The following is a 19,114-nucleotide window of genomic DNA, read 5'->3' on the forward strand; positions in this document are numbered from 1 at the left end:
GATGCTGGCGATTCATGAAGAAACGAGACTTCGCAAGCGATTGCTCAGTATACTTCGGCAAAACAGTGAAGCATTTCAACTCTACTATGACACGTATGGTTATACCCCGGTTGAGCCGTTGCTGGACTATCTTCATACGCTAAAAGGGTGTGCGTACATAACCAGGCAAGATCTTCATCAAGTCATGGAATTCGATCCGGAGCGTAGTATCGAATGGGACGGTGGAGCACTCATTCGAGTTACCTACGGCTTTTTGCCCTCCATTGCAAAAAACAGGCTCATCGAGATCGTACCACCTGACGTTCTGTATTACGGGACACATCGAAAGTTATTGAAGCAGGTACTCACTGGCGGTCTGTTGCCGATTGCCAGTGAGTATGTGCAGCTTGCAGAGAGGCCGGAGCATATTGGAGTGACGACAGACACATTGCGCCTCGTCACTGTAAATGCAAAGGAGGCCCATGAAGCCGGCATTTGCTTTTACCGAGTGGGTGAGCACTATTGTTTGAGCGATGCTGTCCCAGCCAGTTATTTGCAGCAGTACGCAGATTAGTTCGACTCGTTGTTTCGACGTGCTTCGCGCATTTGCAACTGGTGCTGACGTTCTGCCAAAACGTCGCTTCGATCCCTCAAGGTATGCTTATTTAGCAAGTAGGCGTCATGCATATTACTATCCCGATGTTCAGGGTGATTTTGCATCGTACAAGCCTCTTGATACGCCTGTTTCAAAGTATCTGTCATGGGCAAGGACAGGCTTCGATAGGGCTGACCATTTTGTATTTCCGTCAGGCGCTCTTCAAGCAGGCTCGCCAGACTGTCACTATCCAACCCAAGCTTTTGGATGTCAAGATGATGCTTTTTGACGAGGGATATAGCGCTTGTGAGCATTTTGATTGCCCCTGACTGATTCCCTCGTCTCTGATGATAAAGAGCGACGGAGATTTGAATCAAGCCAACCCACACTGGCTGTCGTTCATGTGGAGGAGCGCTTTTCCAATACTCCTCGAGAATCTCATGACACTCAAAATAATCGCGTTCTACATGAAACTGAATCAAATAATCCAGATACGGTTGCGGATACATGGTGATCTTCACCTCACTGCTTGGTTTTCAATGGTTCGATTATGTACTATTATAAAGCATAGAGAGTAGAAAATGAGGTGTAAAACCATTTATGACAAGAGATGAACTCGTAGCCGTATTGGAAAAAAAGCGAATGACCGAAATCATAGAACTGATCGAGGATGCTGAACAGGGAGAACTGGAAGAGCTCGAGCTCGTGGAAAGCCTGGGATTGCTCATGGATCAGGAGTTGAACAAAGAAGTCCTTTCGTTATTGGAGAGCTTGGGTGTCACCATTATTTACTTAAGCGGCGATGAAGAAGACGAAGAGGAAGAAGACGACGAAAACGACGACAATTAGTAAAAAAGAGAACCAACCTTGTGCATAGTGCCAGGTTGGTTTTTGCATTCCTTACTTTTGTGTCCATACGCGATTTTTATTTCGTGTAGCGGGGAACTTTTCCCCTCTGGAAAGCTCGATGATCATCGGGTCCTGCACACTTGCACCGGACTCACCAATCTCCATGTATACGGCATTTTTCGGAGACTTTTCTCCTTCACGAAAACGGCTGTGTTCTCCCACGAAGGCACCTTCTTCCTAAGGAATTGTCATCTGAATTAGTATGACCCGGTACACTCGCTTCATGCTTTCCCTTTTAATTCCTTTTGGAGAGGTGAATACAGTTACCTTTGTGTCTCCAGCCAGAAGGGCTGGTTGATTGTCGGCAAGGGAGGAATTCCTGACCACCATGGTATTAATAAGCTGCGTAAGCTCGTTTCCCATTAAATGAGATGAATGAATAGGCTCTCATCTATCGGAGGAATTGCCGGCAGGATTCGTTATTTTTGAGGGCAGATGGTCAGAAAAAGCGCGGTCCAATCAGCCATTGACCACTCTTACTACTCCATAGCCTACGAGACATTCGCTGATTTTGACTCGTGTATAGACTGATGTCCATGCCGATATGCCTTCACCTACATACCTTGTAGATGTAACGAACAGGAAGGAGTGAGGTTAATGAGTTGCGGATGCAGAAGATCTCGTCGCAGATGCTTTAAATGCTGCGAAAAGAAAGTGTACAGAAAGCATTGCTTCTACAAGCCACACTACAAAACCCATTGTAAACCATACGGTCGTAGTTGTGGACACGGTCACTTTGGCGGCTTTGACCACTTCGGCGGCGGTTACGGCGGTTTCGATGGTTACGGCTCCTCTTATGGTGGCGGATACGGTGGCGGGTACGGTGGAAGTCACGAGAGCAAGTATTAATAGAGAAAGGCGCCGTAGAGGCGCTTTTTTCGTTTTTTCGCAAGTTTTGCGCAATTTGTCGTACAATAGAGGAAAAGGATTAATGGAGGTATGGATATGCAATTCCTGAATGGGAAAGAGGAACGAATGTGGGCGATGATCGTGCATCTATCTGCCTTCCTTGGTTTTATCGTTCCGTTCGGCAATGTACTAGGACCTTTAATCGTATGGTTGATCAAGCGGGAAGAGGGAGCCTTTTTTTATCAGCATGGAAAAGAGGCGCTGAATTTTAGCATCTCGGTGACGATTTATGCCGCCATTTCAAGTTTGTTGATCATCATTTTTATCGGCGCACTATTATTGGGGGCCCTCTTTATTTTTTGGGCAATCTTCGTTATTATCGCTGCGGTGAAAGCAAATGAGGGAAAAGAATTCCGTTACCCGCTCACTCTCCGGTTTATTAAATAGCCGTTCTTGGAAAGTCGTTCCACTAGGGACGGCTTTTTGTATTTGTTTGAATTTTCTATTAAAAAAGAGGGTGAACAGTCGTTCATCTCGAATTACAAGAGAGTGTAGTCGGTGAAGGGGGAGTCAAATCATGTTGACGGGAGTGACGATTGTTGATTTTTCTCGCCATCTTCCAGGTCCGATTTGTACGATGCGCCTCGCTGATTTGGGGGCGGAGGTCATCGAGGTGGAACCGTTTCACGACAAAGCTCACTCACCGTTAACCGGGCCTTCTCATCCCGAAGCTAGAGAGACGGGAGCGTTTTACCTGCGTTCACATCGCAATCATAAAAGCATTTCCTTGAATTTGCGGACGAATGAGGGAAAAGCGCTCGCGTTTGCTCTGGCCAGACAGGCTGATGTCGTGGTGGAAAGCTATCGACCAGGTGTGATGCGACATTTGGGACTGGATTACGATCGCCTGTGGGAGATGCACCCTGCGGTCATTTATTGCTCCGTGACGGGCTATGGCCAAAGCGGCGAGCTATACCAAATAGGGGGGCATGACTTGAATGTTCAGGCAGTAAGCGGATTTCTCTCACTGGTTCGCGATCTGGAAGGCAGGCCTGTCGTTGCAGATATTCCGCTATCTGATTATGTGCTCGGGTTGTATGCCAGTGAACAAATATGCGCGGCGCTTGTGCAGCGTGCACGGACAGGACGAGGAGCTTATTTGGATGTTTCGTCGGCTGACTTGTTTAGTTCCTGGACAGGCCTGCATGCACTGTTTATGTCATACAGCTCCTCGATTGGACGAGAGACCGGGAGAGGGAGTTTGCTGGCGTATCAGGTCTATGAGACAGCAGACGGTCAGTATGTCGCCCTTGCTGCGTTGGAAGAGAAGTTCTGGCTTAATTTTTGCCGCGCGGTAGGAAGAGCAGACTGGGAGCTATGCCATCGAGCTAGTGTTGCTGGGCATCCAGAGTTGTTTGAAGATATGAAAGCACTGTTTCTGTCCAGAACCCAAGCAGAGTGGAGTGAGCTGGGTAGTGAAGTAGATTGCTGTCTGACCGCCGTTGAAGATTGGGAAAACTGGGCAGACAATCCGTACGTTGCGAACAGGGAGATCGCGTATACGCTTCCTTATTTGGAAAAGAAGTCGCCCGAACAAGAGGAGAGCTTCGCGCATCGATACAGGGCGGAGCGATTGTCACCCCCGTGGCACACCGATTACACGTACGAGCTGCTCAAACACAAGCTGAACCTCACCGAGGAGGGTTTGAGCAGGCTGCAAAGGCAGGGGGTTATTCCTTCCGCTTCTTCATAGGAAAGGGTGAGAAAAATGATGGAACAGGATCATCATTCGCAATTGCTCGTAACAAAAGCTGGTGGAATCTGCACGATTACACTCAACAGGCCACAGGTCCTCAATGCGATGACGGTTGAAATGTTTTCCCTTTTGCAGGACGCGATCGCAAAAGCTTCAGCAGATGAGGACGTCGATGTGCTTATTTTGCGGGGAGCGGGGGGAAACTTTTGCTCCGGTGCTGATTTGGGCGTGTTAACTGCGCTGACGGATAAGAGTGACGCTGATCAATCATTGACGATCATTAATGATTTCATCACCAACTTGCATCAAATGCCAAAGCCCGTGATTGCAGTCATCGAGGGAGTAGCCGTCGGAGCGGGACTCAATCTCGCGTTGCATGCTGATTTTGTCATTGCGACGGAAGATGCCCTTTTGCAGGAGCCTTTTGTCCAGATAGGTCTGACAACGGATTTTGGCGGGACATACCTTATGCCAAGGCTTGTTGGTACGGCGTGGGCGAAGCGTCTCGCGTTGTTGGGAGAAAGGATTACAGGGAAAAAAGCGGAGGAAATCGGCTTGATCTATCGAGCGGTAGAAGCCAGTCAAGTCGAAAGTGAGGTTGAAAAATTAGTTGCTGCGGTACGTCGCCTGCCGAAGCAAGCGTATGCTGTAACAAAAGAGGGGTTGGGACGCTGCCAGGCAAACGGCCTAGAATATGCACTGGCCTGGGAAAAGCAACAGCAGCCGTCCCTGATCGCACGTCCTGAATTTCAGACGCTTGTTCAAGCAAAGCTAAAGCGGACGTAGTGATGATTTATTTTGGCAGTGGGATGCTTAACTCATGAATGCGCTGTCCTGTCGCTGCACTTTCCTCGAACAAAGAGAGCACAGGTGATTTTGCGCTCGGGTCCAGCTTGAGATCGATGGAAAAGCTCCCCCAGTCAGGAGCGCCCATGCTAGCTGTCACAAAGCTATTTGCCAATGTCTTGTCTCCGTCCGTCACGACGAATCGTACGTTGGCTTCGTTCACGCGTGCTTCACCTTTAATCGTATATTGCCCTTCTCCTGTTTTGGTGATCGCAATATTCCGAAATGATTCATTCTCATATCGACCCTTGTCCTCGCTAACCGGATGAGAATTTGTGCTGGCTACTGCGGACGGAATGATGGTGGGGAATGATACAGCAGTCAAGCCCATGGCGAGTAAGCAGGTTGTCAGCATGTTTGTTCGAAATTGCATGTTTTTCCTTCCCTTCATTCGTTTTCCTCTCTAGGTTGGCGAAATTAGAATGGAACTATTCTTGGGATTGATTAGACAGAAAAGTCCAAAGGCAACTTTATCCGTTGAGCAAAGGACCATTCTGTGATAAAGTAGGGATATCAAGATCCTGCGATGTACGATAGGCCGTAAATGTTTCTAACCTTATACGTGTTTTTTGGGAGACGGAAACTGTGATGGATGTCAGGCCCACCTCCTTTTTGGATGCATGGGAAGGCTGAAGTGCAGAAGGGTCGCCCACCTGTGTGAGCGCAGGTTATAGAAACATGAGGTCAACGGCAGAGCGGGGACTTGGCCGTTTATGAATGCAATGAATTGCCGATAACACAAAAAACCACTTGGAATCTGCTTCCAGGTGGTTTTTGTTTTTGTACCGAGATCAATGTGTGGTTTTGTTTTGTTTGCCCGAACCGTGACCCTGCCCTTGTTTTTGGGAGCCCTGGTCTTGATCCCCGTGATCGACAATAGTCAGGTCCTTTTCAAGTGTTTGGGAGTCTTGGGCGTCTTGAAGAATTTGATACATTTGCAGGAAATTTGCTTTTTGTCCCTCAGGAATTCCTTTAATGCGAACGGTCAGCTCTTGTGGACCGCCGCCGCCATTTTGCTGTTGCCCACCTTGGCTGTTCCCTTGCCCGCTGTGTTCATTGGAACTCGGTTGCTCATCAAGAAAGCTGAGAAACATCGAGTCGCTGTCTTGGTCTTGTTGGTTGTTTTGTCCGCTGTTTTGTGATTGCTGTCCTTGTCCGTTTCCGCCTTGTCCGCCTTGCTGTTCAAACAGCACGTTGAATTCGTTAAGATCGGTCTGGATGATGCCAATGACGTTCATCCTGATCCTCCTTCCAAAATAGAAATGATGCTTCAGCCCGGATGCTTGGAATGGTGGACACCGTGCCGTTGCAGGTAACCATGGAAAAAGTATTCGACCACCGTAATGGCAAATGCCGTCAACAACAAACCAGATAAGGATATGGTCTGACCAAACAAGTAACAGCCAAGCCACAAGGAGGCATACACGAACAAGAAATCAGCGGAGCTCGCAAACGTATTGTTCGTACGTGGGAGGATTGTCAAATCAAGTACATAACCCAGTAGACTGACAATCACGCTTGCGAGCACTGCAAACATTAGGGACGTCCCTGACCACCAAAGCCCTGGAATGGCAATGATTCCGTTAAACAAGAGCTTGAGAACGATGTTCAAAGAGCGAACACCACCTTTCATGCCCTTAGTATGAACTTAGGTAGTCGCGCTATTCGTAGAAGAGGTGTTTGATTTTAGACGGCGGATCAGTGCTTCATCTGGGGTCACATACAGCGTGCGTTGCTGCTCGTAGATCACATAGCCAGGCTTGGCTCCGCTCGGTTTTTTTACATGCTTGACGAGCGTGTAATCTACGGGAATTTGACTTCCTTCTTTGGCACGACTGAAATAAGCCGCCAGATTCGCTGCTTCAAGCAACGTCTCATCCGAAAATTCCCGAGCGCGAATGACGACATGGGACCCAGGGATATCCTTGGTGTGTAGCCAAGTTTCTTGCGAAGATGCGAGCTTGTTGGTCAAGAATTCATTTTGTTTATTGTTTTTGCCGACCAAAATTTCAATGCCGTCCGAAGAAAGGTACGCATCCAGCTCTGGTCGGGTGTCTTTTTTCTTGCGCGGACCGCGTTTTTTACGATCTCGCATGTAGCCTTGCTCCACGAGCTCCTCGCGAATTTCTTCGGCATCTTTTAAAGTGGCATGCTCCAGTTGAACCAATACGCCGTCCAAATACAAGAGTTCTGTCTTCGCTTGCTCGATCTGCTCACTCACGATAGAAAGGCTGTTTTTTGCCTTGTTATACCGCTTGTAATACGACTGCAAATTTTCCGAGGGGGTCTTCAATGGATCGAGCGGAATCGTGATGGTACCTCCCGCTTCGTCGTACCAATTGACAGTGACGAGCTCGCGATCCCCTCGCTTCATTTGATGCATATTGGCGGTGATCAATTCACCGTACAGGCGGAACTGATCTGCTTCATGCGCATCTTGCAGTGTTTGCTCGAGCTTCTCGATTTTCTTTTCATTTTTATTGCGCTCAGCGGTGACAAAACGAATTAAATCGTGCGCACGCTGCTTGACGGTATCACGGAGCGCCTTTCCTTCGTAAAATGCTTGCAAGCATTCTTGGACGGAAGGATAGGGGGTGCTAACCCCGTTTGAGAGATGAGTCAGCTCAACGACGTGAAAATACGCTTTGCCATTTGCCTCTACAATGGATGGCACATACTCATGAGCGCTGATTGCCTTCATCACCTGTGAAAAGGCTGCCCACAGTGTTTCACGATTCGCGAGGCCGGCTCTGTGCAAAATTTCTTTTGCCAATAAGGGACTGATCCCGGTATAGCCATCTACGATTTGCTTGTCCAAACGACCGCCGTTCCAGTCGAGGGAAGAAAGAAACGCTTGCTCGGTTACAGTGAGAGGGTCGCGTTTATCTTGGCTCGGAGGAGAGACGTAAGGTCTGCCAGGCGTAACTTGTCTGTACTGGCTAATGGCGAGCGTCACGTGCATGGCGCTATCCAAAATCATTCCGGTTGCAGGATCGATGAGGATGATGTTACTGTGCTTTCCCATGATCTCTACAATAATTCGGCGAACAGCCGTGTCACCCAGCTCATCCCGGGTGCGTACGTCGATGTGAATAATTCGCTCCATCCCGATTTGCTGGACAGATTCAATGACGCCGCCTTCGCAATGCTTGCGCAACAGCATGCAAAACATTGGAGCTTCCAGCGGATTCGTGAATTCTTCTGTTGTAATGTGCAAGCGGGGATAGGTCGGGTTTGCAGACAGGAGGAACCTTACTGTTTCTCCTTGTGTCCGTACTTGCATAACAATATCGCTATGGTGGGGCTGGTGGATTTTCGAGATGCGTCCTCCTACCAGTTTATGTAATTCCCGCGCAACAGAGCGGGTTACTACGCCATCAAATGCCACAAAAGTCACCTCAGATCAAAAAAATGGCTAGAATAATAGTATAGAGAGCTGCCAGTCACAGTGTAGCATAAGTCAGAGCAAGGAGGAATCTTATCGTGGTGGGGTTGCTTCGGTTGACACTGCCAAGAGTTGTCTCCTATAATAAATTAACGATTTTGCGTCTATGGAAGTGAAAACTTGTGATTCGAAGCATGACTGGTTACGGTAGAAAAGAAGATAGCAAAGGCTCCATTCGAGCAACAGTCGAGATTCGTGCAGTGAATCACCGCTTTTCTGAGATTGTCGTGCGTCTGCCCAAAGCATGGAATATGCTTGAGGATTCGATTCGTAAGCTGGTCGCACAGTATGTCAGAAGAGGGCGTGTCGATGTCACTGTCTCAGTGGAAGGGAAAAATTCTTCTGCTACGGTTATGGACATTGACTGGGATGTGGCGGAACAGCTAGTCTCCATTTCCCGTGAGATGACTCAGCGTTTTTCGCTAGAGACGCCTTTAACCGTCAAGGATCTGCTACACTTTCCTGGCGTGATACATACCAAAGAGTCAGAGGACAATGTAGAGGAGCTGGCAGAGTGGCTCCAAGATCTGGTCAGGGGCGCAGCAATGGATCTCGTTTCGATGAAAGAGACCGAGGGTAATCTGTTGCACGCTGATCTAGCCAGTCGCCTGACTGCCGTCAACACATGGACACGGGAGATCTCCCAGTTGGCCCCACTTTGTAGGGAAGATTACAAGGGCCGACTTGAGCAACGCGTAAGTGAGTGGGCCGGTTTGACACCTTTTGAATTGGACCCTGCTCGTGTAGCGCAAGAGGTTGCCTTTTTCGCTGATAAAAGTGATATTAGTGAAGAGTTGACCCGTTTAGATAGTCATTGCCAACAGTTTGCCATTCAATTAGGCAAAGAAGAAGCAATTGGTCGAAAACTGGATTTTCTGCTCCAGGAAATGAATCGGGAAGCCAATACGATTGCTTCCAAAGCGAATCATTTGCGCATTCAGCATCTGGCTGTCGAGATCAAGACAGAACTGGAGAAGATGCGGGAGCAAATACAGAATGTCGAGTAGCATGAAAGGATGGGCTGGGCCGTCATGGCAATCAAGCTAATCAATATCGGTTTTGGCAACATCGTCAATGCCAACCGCATTATTTCAATTGTAAGTCCGGAGTCCGCTCCTATCAAACGGATCATCCAGGAAGCGCGCGATCGCAACATGCTTGTGGACGCTACCTATGGGAGACGTACACGTGCAGTCATTATTACAGACAGCGATCACGTGATTTTGTCAGCGGTACAGCCAGAAACAGTGGCACAGCGCTTGACTACGAAGGATGACGAATCGGACGAATAAAGTAGGAGTGTAAACAATGAGTATGGTTGATCGTGGTCTCCTTTTGGTTCTATCCGGACCTGCTGGTGTGGGAAAAGGAACAGTATGCAAGGCACTTCGTGAAGTGATGCCTGATCTGGTGTATTCTGTTTCCGCTACCACACGCCAGCCGCGTCCTGGAGAGGTAGAAGGAGTTAATTACTTTTTTAAAAGCCAGGAAGAGTTCAAGCAGATGATTGAAGAAGATGCTCTTCTGGAATGGGCAGAATACGTAGGAAATTACTACGGAACACCTCGTCAGTTCGTGGACGATATGCTGAATGAGGGGCGCGATGTCATTCTTGAGATCGAGGTTCAGGGTGCTCTTCAAGTGAAAGAGAGCTTCCCGCAAGGTACATTCCTGTTCCTGGCTCCGCCTGATTTAAACGAACTGGAAAACCGGATCGTGGGTCGCGGGACAGAATCACAAGAGATCATTCGCAAGCGCATGGAAGTGGCGCGTGCTGAAATCGAGCTCATGGACCACTACGATTATGTGGTCGTCAATGACGTCATCGAATCGGCTTGCGATCGAATTCAAGCGATTATTACAGCAGAACATCTGAAAAAAGATCGTCAGGTTCACAAATATCGCAAATGGTTACAGGAGGTTGAATAAAATTATGTTGTATCCATCTATTGACGAATTGACCGAAAAAGCGGAGAGCAAGTACATCTTGGTGACAGTAGCATCCAAGCGTGCGCGTCAGCTTCGCGAAAACAGCGAAATTCAAGTGGTGAGACCAAAATCCAAAAAGTTTGTAGGTTTGGCACTGGAAGAGTTCATCTCCGACGAGCTCGTTCACGAGTTTTTGGACGGTCGCAAATAAGCAGTCACCTTTAAAAACAACCTCACGAGGTTGTTTTTTTCGGATTTCGGATAGGGGAGAAAGGAGAGAGTGCAGATGCATTCGCTTGCAGGAAAACGAATTGTTCTTGGAGTATCTGGCGGCATCGCTGCTTACAAGGCTGCTGCACTGACCAGCAAGCTGACACAGGCAGGTGCATTGGTGCATGTCATTTTGACAGAGGGCGCCTTACAGTTTATTCAGCCTTTGACGTTTCAGGCCTTGTCTCACCTGCCTGTCTATACAGATACGTTTACGGAGCCAGACCCCCATGTGATTAGCCATATCGAACTGGCTGATCGAGCTGATCTCGTATTGATCGCGCCAGCAACCGCCAACGTGATTGGCAAAATGGCGAATGGCATTGCGGATGATATGCTGACGACGACTGTACTGGCTACGAAAGCGCCTGTCATGGTCGCGCCTGCCATGAACGTCAATATGTACAATCACCCTGCGGTTATCGCAAATATGGATAAGCTTACTGCTTATGGTTATCGGTTTGTTGAACCAGGTGTCGGGCTTTTGGCATGTGGCTGGATTGGCAAAGGACGTTTGGCGGAGCCCGAGGAAATCGTCGAAGCTGTGCGTCAATGGTTTGCTTCCGATGAGACCAGACAAACGATCCGTGAAAAAGATTTGCAGGACAAGCACGTATTGATCACAGCGGGACCGACTCGTGAAAAAATTGATCCAGTGCGTTACATAACCAATCATGCTTCAGGAAAAATGGGCTATGCCATCGCGGAAGCGGCACGAGACAGAGGGGCGAAGGTTACGCTGATCAGTGGGCCGACTTCCTTGGCACGTCCTGATGGAGTGGAATTCATCGCGGTAGAATCGGTACAAGAAATGTTTGATGCCGTTATGGAGCAGTTGCCGCACTGTGACATCGTCGTCAAATCCGCAGCAGTTTCCGATTATCGACCGAAGCATGTAGCAGAACATAAGATGAAAAAAGGTGATGGTCCACTCGAACTTGCGCTGGAGAAAGCACCCGATATTTTAAAGACCATAGGTGAGCGGAAAACGAAGCAGTTCGTCGTTGGTTTTGCAGCAGAGACCCAAAATGTGTTACAGCATGCCCAGTCCAAGCTGGAGCGAAAAAATCTCGATATGATCGTAGCTAATAATGTATTGCTTGAGGGAGCAGGTATGGGGAGCGATACGAATATCGTGACCTTGCTAACCCGTGGCGGAGAGCAACTGGCATTGGATAAATTGAGCAAGCGGGCTGTGGCAGACAAGCTGTTTGATGCTGTCCTTGCCGTGCAAGAGCATAGACCGCTTCGAGACCTATCATGATTGCCCAAATTATCGTGGATGTTCCGGTCAATCGAACGAATCGACCTTTTGATTACCATGTTCCGCCTTGGTTGCGTCCACTGATTCGCATTGGCAGTCGTGTGGTTGTCCCATTTGGCCCCCGTCAACTGCAAGGCTATGTCATCGGGATTGTAGAGGACGACGAAGCTATACCAGATCGTTCGCGACTAAAAGATGTCGTGCAGGTACAAGACGACACTCCTCCTCTAACGCCAGAGCTGCTAAAGATGAGCGAATGGATGTCCAAGCAATACTTGTGTCCGTGGGTAACCGCTGTACAGGCGATGCTTCCGGCTGTGCTCAAAGGGAAGTCGGAGAAGTGGCTGACGGCGACAGACGCATTGGACGAAGAAGCATGCGGGAGATCGGGGCTTCTGTGGGAATTGTTTCGCAAACGGCAAATTCCGCTCTTAGAAGTGGAGAAACAATTTGCGGAGGAGTATTTGCTCGTTCCGGGCTGGATACAGAGTGGTCTGCTTGCTACTGAGTATCAAGTAAGGGACAGAATTACCCGCAAGCAGCAGTCATTTGTCCGGAGCTTATTGGATGAGGGTGAGCTGGAAGAAGCGATTGGTTCTCTGCCAGCACGGGCAGAGCAGATGCGCCGTGTACTTCAACTGATGCTCATGCACAAAGGGCAGTCCTTATCTGTACAAATGCTGCGGGATGAATACGGAATTACGCGCTCTCCGCTGAAAAGCCTGGAATCAAAAGGCTGGATCGCGATCGAGCAAGTGGAGGTTTACCGGGACCCGTACGCCAATCGGCGTTTCCAGGAAAAGCAGAAGCCTGTCTTTACCCCGCTACAGGAAGCGGTACTGGCGCCTATTTTGCAATCGATTGAATCGGGAACCTATGCTTCTTATTTGCTGCACGGTGTTACCGGAAGCGGTAAGACAGAAGTGTATCTCGAAGCGATCGAACGCACGTTGGAAAAAGGGCGGGAGGCGATCTTTCTCGTTCCGGAAATTTCACTGACTCCGCAAATGGTGGAGCGCTTCAAAGCCCGTTTTGGTGCAGACGTAGCTGTTTTGCACAGTGCCCTGTCACAAGGAGAGCGTTATGACGAGTGGCGCAAAATCATCCGCAATCAGGTCAAAGTGGTGGTAGGTGCACGGTCTGCCATCTTTGCTCCGTTTCGGAATGTTGGTTTGATTGTGATCGATGAGGAGCATGAGAGCTCGTACAAGCAAGAAGAGACCCCTCGCTATCATGCGCGAGAAGTAGCCTTGTGGCGAGCGAAGGAGAATCAGGGTGTACTTGTCATGGGAAGCGCGACTCCTGCCCTGGAGACGTATGCACTAGCTACCCGAGGTCGCTACGAGTTGTTGCGGATGCCGGAGCGTGTCGGGAATCGCCCGATGCCTGAGGTGCATGTCGTGGATATGCGCGAGGAGCTTCAGGCCCAGAATCGTTCGATGTTCAGCCGGAAGCTGCATGAGATGATTGCAGATCGATTGGCAAAAGAAGAGCAAATGGTCATTTTCCTTAACCGAAGAGGCTTCTCTACCTTTGTCATGTGCCGCTCCTGTGGCTATACGATGCGCTGCATTCATTGCGATATCTCGCTTACTTATCATAAAACGAATCATACGGCGCGCTGCCATTACTGTGGATACACCATCGCCCAGCCAAAGCATTGTCCAGAGTGTCAGAGTGAGCATATACGTTTTTTTGGGACAGGAACACAAAAAGTGGAAGCAGAGCTGGCAAAGCTTTTCCCTGGAATCCGGGTTATCCGAATGGACGTGGATACAACCTCGCGTAAAGGCTCTCACGAAGAGCTGTTAAACAAATTCCGCTCAGGTCAAGGCGACGTTTTGCTCGGTACCCAGATGATTGCCAAGGGCCTTGATTTTCCACGAGTGACGCTGGCGGGCATCATTGCAGCGGATACGTCCTTGCATTTGCCTGACTTCCGTGCAGCGGAAAAGACATTTCAGCTCCTGACTCAGGTAGGCGGACGTGCAGGACGACACGAGCTAGACGGAGATGTCGTGATTCAGACGTATACGCCCGAGCACTATAGCATTGTTCATGCGACCAAGCATGATTATCCCGCATTTTATCAGGATGAAATGATGCAGCGCAGACGAACAGGCTACCCGCCGTATTTCCGTCTCGTATTAATTACGTTTAGCCACGAGGATGTCCCTGTTGTTATCCGCGGTGCGCATACGATGGCTGACTATTTGCGGCAGCGTTTGGCTCAGACGACGATCCTCTTGGGCCCAGTTGCTTCGCCTATTGCAAGGGTGAAGGATAGATTTCGTTTTCAGATCATGCTAAAATATCGTGATGAACCGCAACTGTCAGAACTGCTCGCTCAGGCGACGGCTGCGTTTGAAGAATGGAACAAACAGCAGAAAGTATTGATGACGATTGACGTCGACCCTTACGTACTGCTTTAGGGAGGATATGAAACACATGGCGATTCGCACAATTGTAAAACATCCAGATCCGATTTTGCGTGAAAAGGCAATGGTCGTAAGCAAATTTAATTCCAACTTGCACAAGCTGCTTGATGATATGGCAGATACGATGTACGATGCAGACGGTGTAGGCTTGGCTGCTCCACAAGTGGGCATCTCCAAGCGTGTCATCGTGATGGATTGCGGTGATGGACTGATTGAAATGATCAATCCGGAAATCGTTGAGCATGAAGGGGAGCAATTCGATTATCCAGAAGGCTGCCTGAGCATTCCTGGTCTGCAAGGAGACGTTCGTCGCCACAAGTGGATCAAGCTGCGCGGTCATGATCGTAACGGGAATGTGATTGAGCTCGAGGCAGACGACCTGTTGTCCCGTTGCGCTCAACACGAGATCGATCATTTGAATGGTGTCCTCTTTATCGATGTAGCTGACAAGGTGTACAAAGTAAACCCGAACCAGGAAGGGGAATAACCATTTGAAAGATGCTCGCATCCTGTTTATGGGTACGCCTGACTTTGCTGTATCGAGTCTAACGGCTGTACTCGAAGCAGGCTACAACGTGATTGGAGTCGTAACACAACCCGATCGTCCCGTTGGACGCAAGCAAGTATTAACGCCGCCCCCCGTGAAGGAGGCGGCTTTGCGTCATGGACTTTTGGTATTGCAACCGGAAAAAATCAAGGCAGAGGAAGCGCTTGAAGAAGTGTTGGCGCTCGAGCCTGATCTGATTATTACCGCGGCGTATGGGCAGATTTTGCCTAAAAAGCTGCTCGATGCACCGAAATATGGCTGCATCAATGTGCACGCCTCACTTTTGCCGAAATATCGCGGGGGTGCCCCGATACATAAATCGATTGTTGAGGGAGAAGCGGAAACAGGCGTAACCATCATGTACATGGTGGAAGCTCTCGATGCAGGGGATATGCTGTCCAAAGTAGTCGTGCCGATTGAAGAGCGTGATACCGTAGGGACCTTGCATGACAAATTGGCTGCGGCAGGCTCTGAGCTGTTGATTGCTACTGTCCCGCCCCTGTTGGCTGGTGAGCTCGTAGCAGAGCAACAGGATCATTCGGCAGCGACTTTTGCCCCGAATATCAAGCGTACAGACGAAAAAATTGACTGGAGCCGTTCTGCGGAACAGATTTATAACCAAGTCCGCGGCCTGAATCCGTGGCCGGTCGCATTTACTACATGCGAAGGCAAGATTTGGAAGCTGTGGTGGGTAGAAAAAATGTCTATGTCCGGCGAAGGCAAAGAGCCGGGAACGATCATCGCACGCGAGGAAGACGGTATCGTTGTTGCTTGCGGTAGTGGTGCAGTGAAAATAACCGAATTGCAGCCAGAAGGCAAAAAACGTATGAGTGCACTCGACTTTTTGCGTGGAGCGGGCAGCAGCATTGAAATCGGCACAAAGGTAGGAGAATAGTCCGTGGCAAAAAAGGGAGCTCGCGATATCGCCCTCGATGTTTTGAACAGGGTAGAAGAACATAAGTCCTACAGCAATCTTGAGCTGCGCAATGTCCTGGATCGGGAAAATCTCAGTGCAGCAGATGCAGGGCTGGTGACAGAGCTTGTGTACGGTACCATTCAGCGCAAGATGACGCTGGATCATGTCCTTTCCCATTTTGTCGGGAATAAAAAGGTCCAGACCTGGGTCCGTAACTTATTGCGCCTCAGCTTGTATCAAATTCGCTTTTTGGACCGTATTCCTGAGCGCGCTGCCGTACACCAGGCGGTTGAAATCGCCAAGAAACGCGGTCACCAAGGGATTGCTTCGATGGTCAACGGTGTTTTGCGAAATGTGTTGCGCCAGCCGGATGTGTGGGAGCGTCAGCCAAAAGGCGACCGTGCCTTGCAAATCGCCGTTGCCTATTCTCATCCAGAATGGCTTGTGCGTCAGTGGCTTGAGGTATATGGAGAAGAGACGACGGTTGCAATTTGCGAAGCCAACAATAGAACCCCGCATAGCTCTGTCCGAGTCAATGCATGGAAAACGACGAAGGATCAAGTGCTGGACAAGCTGGCGGAAGAAGGGCTGGAAGGCCAAGCGTCGTCTGTCAGTCCTCATGCTATTCTGATGGAGGGCGGACATGCAGCAGGCTCACGCTTGTTCAAGGAAGGCTACTTCACGATTCAGGATGAGAGCTCTATGCTCGTAGCACCAGCTCTTGCTGCCCAACCAGGCATGCGCGTACTGGATGCTTGCGCGGCGCCAGGTGGAAAAACAACGCATATAGCGGAAATGATGGAAAACCGCGGGCAAATCATAGCGAGTGACGTGCATCCGCACAAACGCGATCTGATTGCGAGTGCAGCGAAAAGACTCGGGATTACGATCATCGAGCCAATCGTAAGTGATGCGCTTGACCTACCAGAAAAAGCGCTAGGAACTTTCGACCGAATTCTGCTCGATGCGCCATGTACCGGATTTGGCGTGATTCGTCGCAAGCCTGATCTGAAATGGAACAAAACACCTGGAGATGTCCGTGCGATTGCTCAGCTACAGTACGAACTGCTCAAGACATTGGCGCCGATGCTTGCTCAGGGTGGTGTGATGGTTTACAGCACATGTACGATTGAGCCAACAGAAAACCAGGAGATTGTTCGCCGCTTTGTCGAAGAACACCCTGACTTCGTATTCGATGATACACTGGCACAAGACCTGCCTGAAGCTGTTAGAAAGCATGTCGATGAAACCGGAGCCTGCGTACAAATTTTGCCTCACCATTTCGAGAGTGATGGATTCTTTATCGCGCGATTGAAACGAAGAGGATAAGGAAACGGACATACTAACAAGGGGTGGCGCACCAACAGGTGGAAAATGCCACTCCTTTGCCTTTGTTTGCGAGCGCGCGTATTGGTTTACACTAGGAAAAGCGACGCATTTATGAATATGGATGTCAAAACCGTTTGAAGCGAGACGCCCCACGAGGTACAATGATAGAATGGATTTAGGCAAGCAATGATTTTGAGGATGTGGAGATAGAATGCCATTAACGACATTTACTGGCGCAAAGCCGCTTATTTACAGTTTGACACAAGATGAAATGAAGGAATGGCTGGTTAGTGCCGGCGACAAAGCATTTCGTGCGCAACAAATTTTTGACTGGCTATATGTAAAGCGCGTCACTTCTTTTGACGAGATGAGCAATTTGTCCAAGGAGCTGCGCGAAAAGCTGGCTGATACGTTCCGCATGGAGCCACTCAAGGAAATCACGCATCAGGAGTCGCAGGATGGAACGATCAAGTTTTTGTTCCAGCTTGTCGATGGACATGCGATTGAGACAGTAATTATGCGTCATAACTACGGAAACAGCATTTGTGTTACGACACAGGTGGGCTGCCGTATCGGATGTACGTTTTGTGCCTCTACATTAGGTGGACTAAAACGTAACCTGGATGCAGGTGAAATCGTCTCTCAAGTATTGACGGCACAACGCAGATTGGATGCGGAAGGTGAGCGTGTCAGTCACGTTGTCGTCATGGGGATCGGGGAGCCTTTCGAGAACTTCGAGAGCTTGATGGCGTTCTTGTCCGTAATCAACGATAACCGTGGTTTGAATATCGGTGCTCGTCACATTACGGTTTCCACCAGTGGAATTGTGCCGAAGATATATGAGTTTGCTGAACGTGGCGGACAAGTGAACCTGGCGATTTCCCTGCACGCTCCAAACACTGAGCTGAGAAGCCAGTTGATGCCGATTAACCGAGGCTTCCCGCTCGCTAAGCTGATGGAAGCATGCCACCATTACATTAACAAGACAGGGCGCCGCATCAGTTTTGAGTACGGTCTGTTCGGTGGGAAAAACGATCAGCCCGAACATGCAGAGGAGCTGGCTGAACTTATTGGCGACATGCTTTGCCACGTGAATCTGATCCCGGTGAACTACGTACCGGAGCGTGATTATGTGCGCACGCCACGCAATGAGATTTTTCAGTTCAAACGCATTTTAGAGGAAAAAGGAATCAATGTGACCATCAGACGCGAGCAAGGCAGTGATATTGCTGCTGCTTGCGGACAATTGAGGGCACAACACGCTAAAGAAACCGTGGGGTGATGCCATGGAAATCGCGATGAAATCCCATGTTGGCCGCGTTCGTCAGGTTAACGAGGACTATTATGCCTGTGTGACCGATTTAAACGGACGCGTGCTCGCCATTGTAGCAGATGGTATGGGTGGCCATCAGGCTGGTGATATCGCCAGTCGCCTTGCTGTTGAGCGAATAGTAAAAGAACTGCGTCACCTAGATGGGGACCTCGAAGCAGAGGATGTGCGTGAGCAATTGATGAACGCTATCCTGCTGGCGAATAAAGAAGTCTATGAATATGCGGTTGAACATCCGGAGTGCAGTGGCATGGGCACAACCGTGGTTGCGGCCTTGTTCGATCAATCCACTGTGATTACCGCGCATATTGGCGACAGCCGTCTGTATTTTTACAACCAAGACGGACTGGTCATGAAAACAGAAGACCATTCCCTTGTCAATGAGCTGTTGAAGAGTGGACAGATTACAGCCGAGGAGGCGTCTGTCCATCCTCATCGCAACGTTATTATGCGTTCGCTCGGGACTGAACCGGATGTACTTATTGATCTTGGGCAGTTTGAATGGTCAGAGGGTGATATCGTCTTGATTTGCTCAGATGGATTGAGCAACAAGGTCAGTCATCATTCCATAGAAGAAAGCTTGCAGAAACAGATATCGTTACAAGCGAAGGTGGACGGTTTGGTGCAGGAAGCACTGGATGCCGGTGGGGAAGATAACATAACGCTGGTTGCCGTACGAAATACGCTTGTTGCCGGTCAGGAAGAGGGGTGA

23 protein-coding genes and 1 other RNA gene are annotated in these 19,114 nt (G+C 49.3%); 18 read left to right on the top strand and 6 right to left on the bottom strand.

The genetic code is table 11. From position 1 onward, the window contains the following. Position 1 precedes the first annotated feature (1 nt). Positions 2-553, top strand: coding sequence for an RNA 2'-phosphotransferase (locus HP568_RS08245; RefSeq protein WP_173628842.1), 552 nt, complete (start codon positions 2-4; stop codon positions 551-553). On the opposite strand, the gene HP568_RS08250 is transcribed toward HP568_RS08245, so the two are convergent. Next, positions 550-1,083 carry a DUF309 domain-containing protein gene (locus HP568_RS08250; RefSeq protein WP_173628843.1) on the bottom strand — a complete coding sequence of 178 codons (534 nt, stop codon included), beginning with the start codon at positions 1,081-1,083 and terminating at the stop codon, positions 550-552. The two genes, HP568_RS08245 and HP568_RS08250, sit on opposite strands and share 4 nt — an antisense overlap. 91 nt (positions 1,084-1,174) lie before the next feature. Between HP568_RS08250 and HP568_RS08255 the strand changes: the two genes are divergently transcribed. Beyond that, entirely contained in the window at positions 1,175-1,423 is a 249-nt protein-coding gene (locus HP568_RS08255) for a hypothetical protein (RefSeq protein WP_048033665.1), read from the top strand. Positions 1,424-1,474: 51 nt separating this feature from the next. Here HP568_RS08255 and HP568_RS08260 read toward each other — a convergent pair whose 3' ends face one another. Beyond that, positions 1,475-1,645 carry a YjzC family protein gene (locus tag HP568_RS08260; protein WP_007728413.1) on the bottom strand — a complete coding sequence of 57 codons (171 nt, stop codon included), beginning with the start codon at positions 1,643-1,645 and terminating at the stop codon, positions 1,475-1,477. Between the two features lie 492 nt (positions 1,646-2,137). Between HP568_RS08260 and HP568_RS29515 the strand changes: the two genes are divergently transcribed. The 4 genes from HP568_RS29515 (at position 2,138) to HP568_RS08280 (ending at position 4,874) form a co-directional block, all read left to right on the top strand. Beyond that, a complete protein-coding gene (locus HP568_RS29515) occupies positions 2,138-2,332 on the top strand; it encodes a hypothetical protein (protein WP_201265896.1) in 195 nt (64 codons plus the stop codon). A gap of 96 nt (positions 2,333-2,428) precedes the next feature. Next, positions 2,429-2,779, top strand: a complete 351-nt coding sequence (locus HP568_RS08270; protein ID WP_017249475.1) for a DUF4870 domain-containing protein — start codon at positions 2,429-2,431, stop codon at positions 2,777-2,779. Between the two features lie 130 nt (positions 2,780-2,909). Further along, positions 2,910-4,085: a CaiB/BaiF CoA transferase family protein gene (locus tag HP568_RS08275; RefSeq protein WP_173628844.1), complete on the top strand. Its 1,176-nt coding sequence runs from the start codon at positions 2,910-2,912 to the stop codon at positions 4,083-4,085. Positions 4,086-4,103: 18 nt separating this feature from the next. Next, positions 4,104-4,874 (top strand): enoyl-CoA hydratase/isomerase family protein, encoded by a 771-nt coding sequence (locus tag HP568_RS08280; RefSeq protein WP_173628914.1) that lies wholly within the window; start codon positions 4,104-4,106, stop codon positions 4,872-4,874. 7 nt (positions 4,875-4,881) lie between these two features. Here HP568_RS08280 and HP568_RS08285 read toward each other — a convergent pair whose 3' ends face one another. Then, positions 4,882-5,307 carry a Gmad2 immunoglobulin-like domain-containing protein gene (locus HP568_RS08285; protein ID WP_048035889.1) on the bottom strand — a complete coding sequence of 142 codons (426 nt, stop codon included), beginning with the start codon at positions 5,305-5,307 and terminating at the stop codon, positions 4,882-4,884. A gap of 142 nt (positions 5,308-5,449) precedes the next feature. On the opposite strand from HP568_RS08285, the gene ssrS reads away from it, so the two are divergent. Next, positions 5,450-5,640: non-coding RNA, 6S RNA (ssrS, locus tag HP568_RS08290), on the top strand. 85 nt (positions 5,641-5,725) lie between these two features. Here the strand turns inward: ssrS and HP568_RS08295 are convergent. Genes HP568_RS08295 through HP568_RS08305 form a run of 3 tightly spaced genes read right to left on the bottom strand, consistent with a single transcriptional unit; the run spans position 5,726 to position 8,322 of the window. Beyond that, complete coding sequence (locus HP568_RS08295; RefSeq protein ID WP_048033663.1) at positions 5,726-6,172, bottom strand: hypothetical protein; 447 nt, start codon at positions 6,170-6,172, stop codon at positions 5,726-5,728. 32 nt (positions 6,173-6,204) lie between these two features. Continuing rightward, positions 6,205-6,567, bottom strand: coding sequence for a DUF2512 family protein (locus tag HP568_RS08300; protein WP_254551077.1), 363 nt, complete (start codon positions 6,565-6,567; stop codon positions 6,205-6,207). A 15-nt stretch (positions 6,568-6,582) separates the two neighbouring features. Then, on the bottom strand, positions 6,583-8,322 hold the full coding sequence (locus HP568_RS08305) for an Rqc2 family fibronectin-binding protein (protein ID WP_173628845.1): 1,740 nt from the start codon (positions 8,320-8,322) through the stop codon (positions 6,583-6,585). Positions 8,323-8,501: 179 nt separating this feature from the next. On the opposite strand from HP568_RS08305, the gene HP568_RS08310 reads away from it, so the two are divergent. From HP568_RS08310 to HP568_RS08360, 11 genes are all read left to right on the top strand, one after another. Beyond that, complete coding sequence (locus tag HP568_RS08310; RefSeq protein WP_048033661.1) at positions 8,502-9,386, top strand: YicC/YloC family endoribonuclease; 885 nt, start codon at positions 8,502-8,504, stop codon at positions 9,384-9,386. Positions 9,387-9,410: 24 nt separating this feature from the next. Next, the gene (gene remA, locus HP568_RS08315; RefSeq protein WP_015891999.1) at positions 9,411-9,671 is read left to right on the top strand and encodes an extracellular matrix/biofilm regulator RemA; all 261 of its coding nucleotides are present in this window, start codon (positions 9,411-9,413) and stop codon (positions 9,669-9,671) included. A 16-nt stretch (positions 9,672-9,687) separates the two neighbouring features. After that, positions 9,688-10,308, top strand: coding sequence for a guanylate kinase (gene gmk / locus HP568_RS08320; protein WP_048033660.1), 621 nt, complete (start codon positions 9,688-9,690; stop codon positions 10,306-10,308). Positions 10,309-10,312: 4 nt separating this feature from the next. Then, a complete protein-coding gene (rpoZ, locus tag HP568_RS08325) occupies positions 10,313-10,519 on the top strand; it encodes a DNA-directed RNA polymerase subunit omega (protein ID WP_016742004.1) in 207 nt (68 codons plus the stop codon). Positions 10,520-10,594: 75 nt separating this feature from the next. Then, positions 10,595-11,842, top strand: a complete 1,248-nt coding sequence (gene coaBC, locus HP568_RS08330; protein ID WP_048033659.1) for a bifunctional phosphopantothenoylcysteine decarboxylase/phosphopantothenate--cysteine ligase CoaBC — start codon at positions 10,595-10,597, stop codon at positions 11,840-11,842. After that, entirely contained in the window at positions 11,839-14,274 is a 2,436-nt protein-coding gene (gene priA / locus HP568_RS08335; RefSeq protein WP_173628846.1) for a primosomal protein N', read from the top strand. Before coaBC ends, priA begins: the two co-directional genes overlap by 4 nt. Positions 14,275-14,290: 16 nt before the next feature. After that, positions 14,291-14,767 (top strand): peptide deformylase, encoded by a 477-nt coding sequence (gene def / locus HP568_RS08340; protein ID WP_048033657.1) that lies wholly within the window; start codon positions 14,291-14,293, stop codon positions 14,765-14,767. A 4-nt stretch (positions 14,768-14,771) separates the two neighbouring features. After that, on the top strand, positions 14,772-15,722 hold the full coding sequence (gene fmt / locus HP568_RS08345) for a methionyl-tRNA formyltransferase (RefSeq protein WP_048033656.1): 951 nt from the start codon (positions 14,772-14,774) through the stop codon (positions 15,720-15,722). 3 nt (positions 15,723-15,725) lie between these two features. Continuing rightward, positions 15,726-17,072, top strand: a complete 1,347-nt coding sequence (rsmB, locus tag HP568_RS08350) for a 16S rRNA (cytosine(967)-C(5))-methyltransferase RsmB (protein WP_173628847.1) — start codon at positions 15,726-15,728, stop codon at positions 17,070-17,072. A gap of 211 nt (positions 17,073-17,283) precedes the next feature. Further along, positions 17,284-18,354 carry a dual-specificity RNA methyltransferase RlmN gene (gene rlmN, locus HP568_RS08355; protein WP_048033654.1) on the top strand — a complete coding sequence of 357 codons (1,071 nt, stop codon included), beginning with the start codon at positions 17,284-17,286 and terminating at the stop codon, positions 18,352-18,354. A 4-nt stretch (positions 18,355-18,358) separates the two neighbouring features. Further along, on the top strand, positions 18,359-19,114 hold the full coding sequence (locus HP568_RS08360) for a Stp1/IreP family PP2C-type Ser/Thr phosphatase (RefSeq protein WP_173628848.1): 756 nt from the start codon (positions 18,359-18,361) through the stop codon (positions 19,112-19,114).

The organism is Brevibacillus sp. MS2.2 (genome assembly GCF_013284345.1).
GTDB lineage: Bacteria > Bacillota > Bacilli > Brevibacillales > Brevibacillaceae > Brevibacillus > Brevibacillus brevis_C.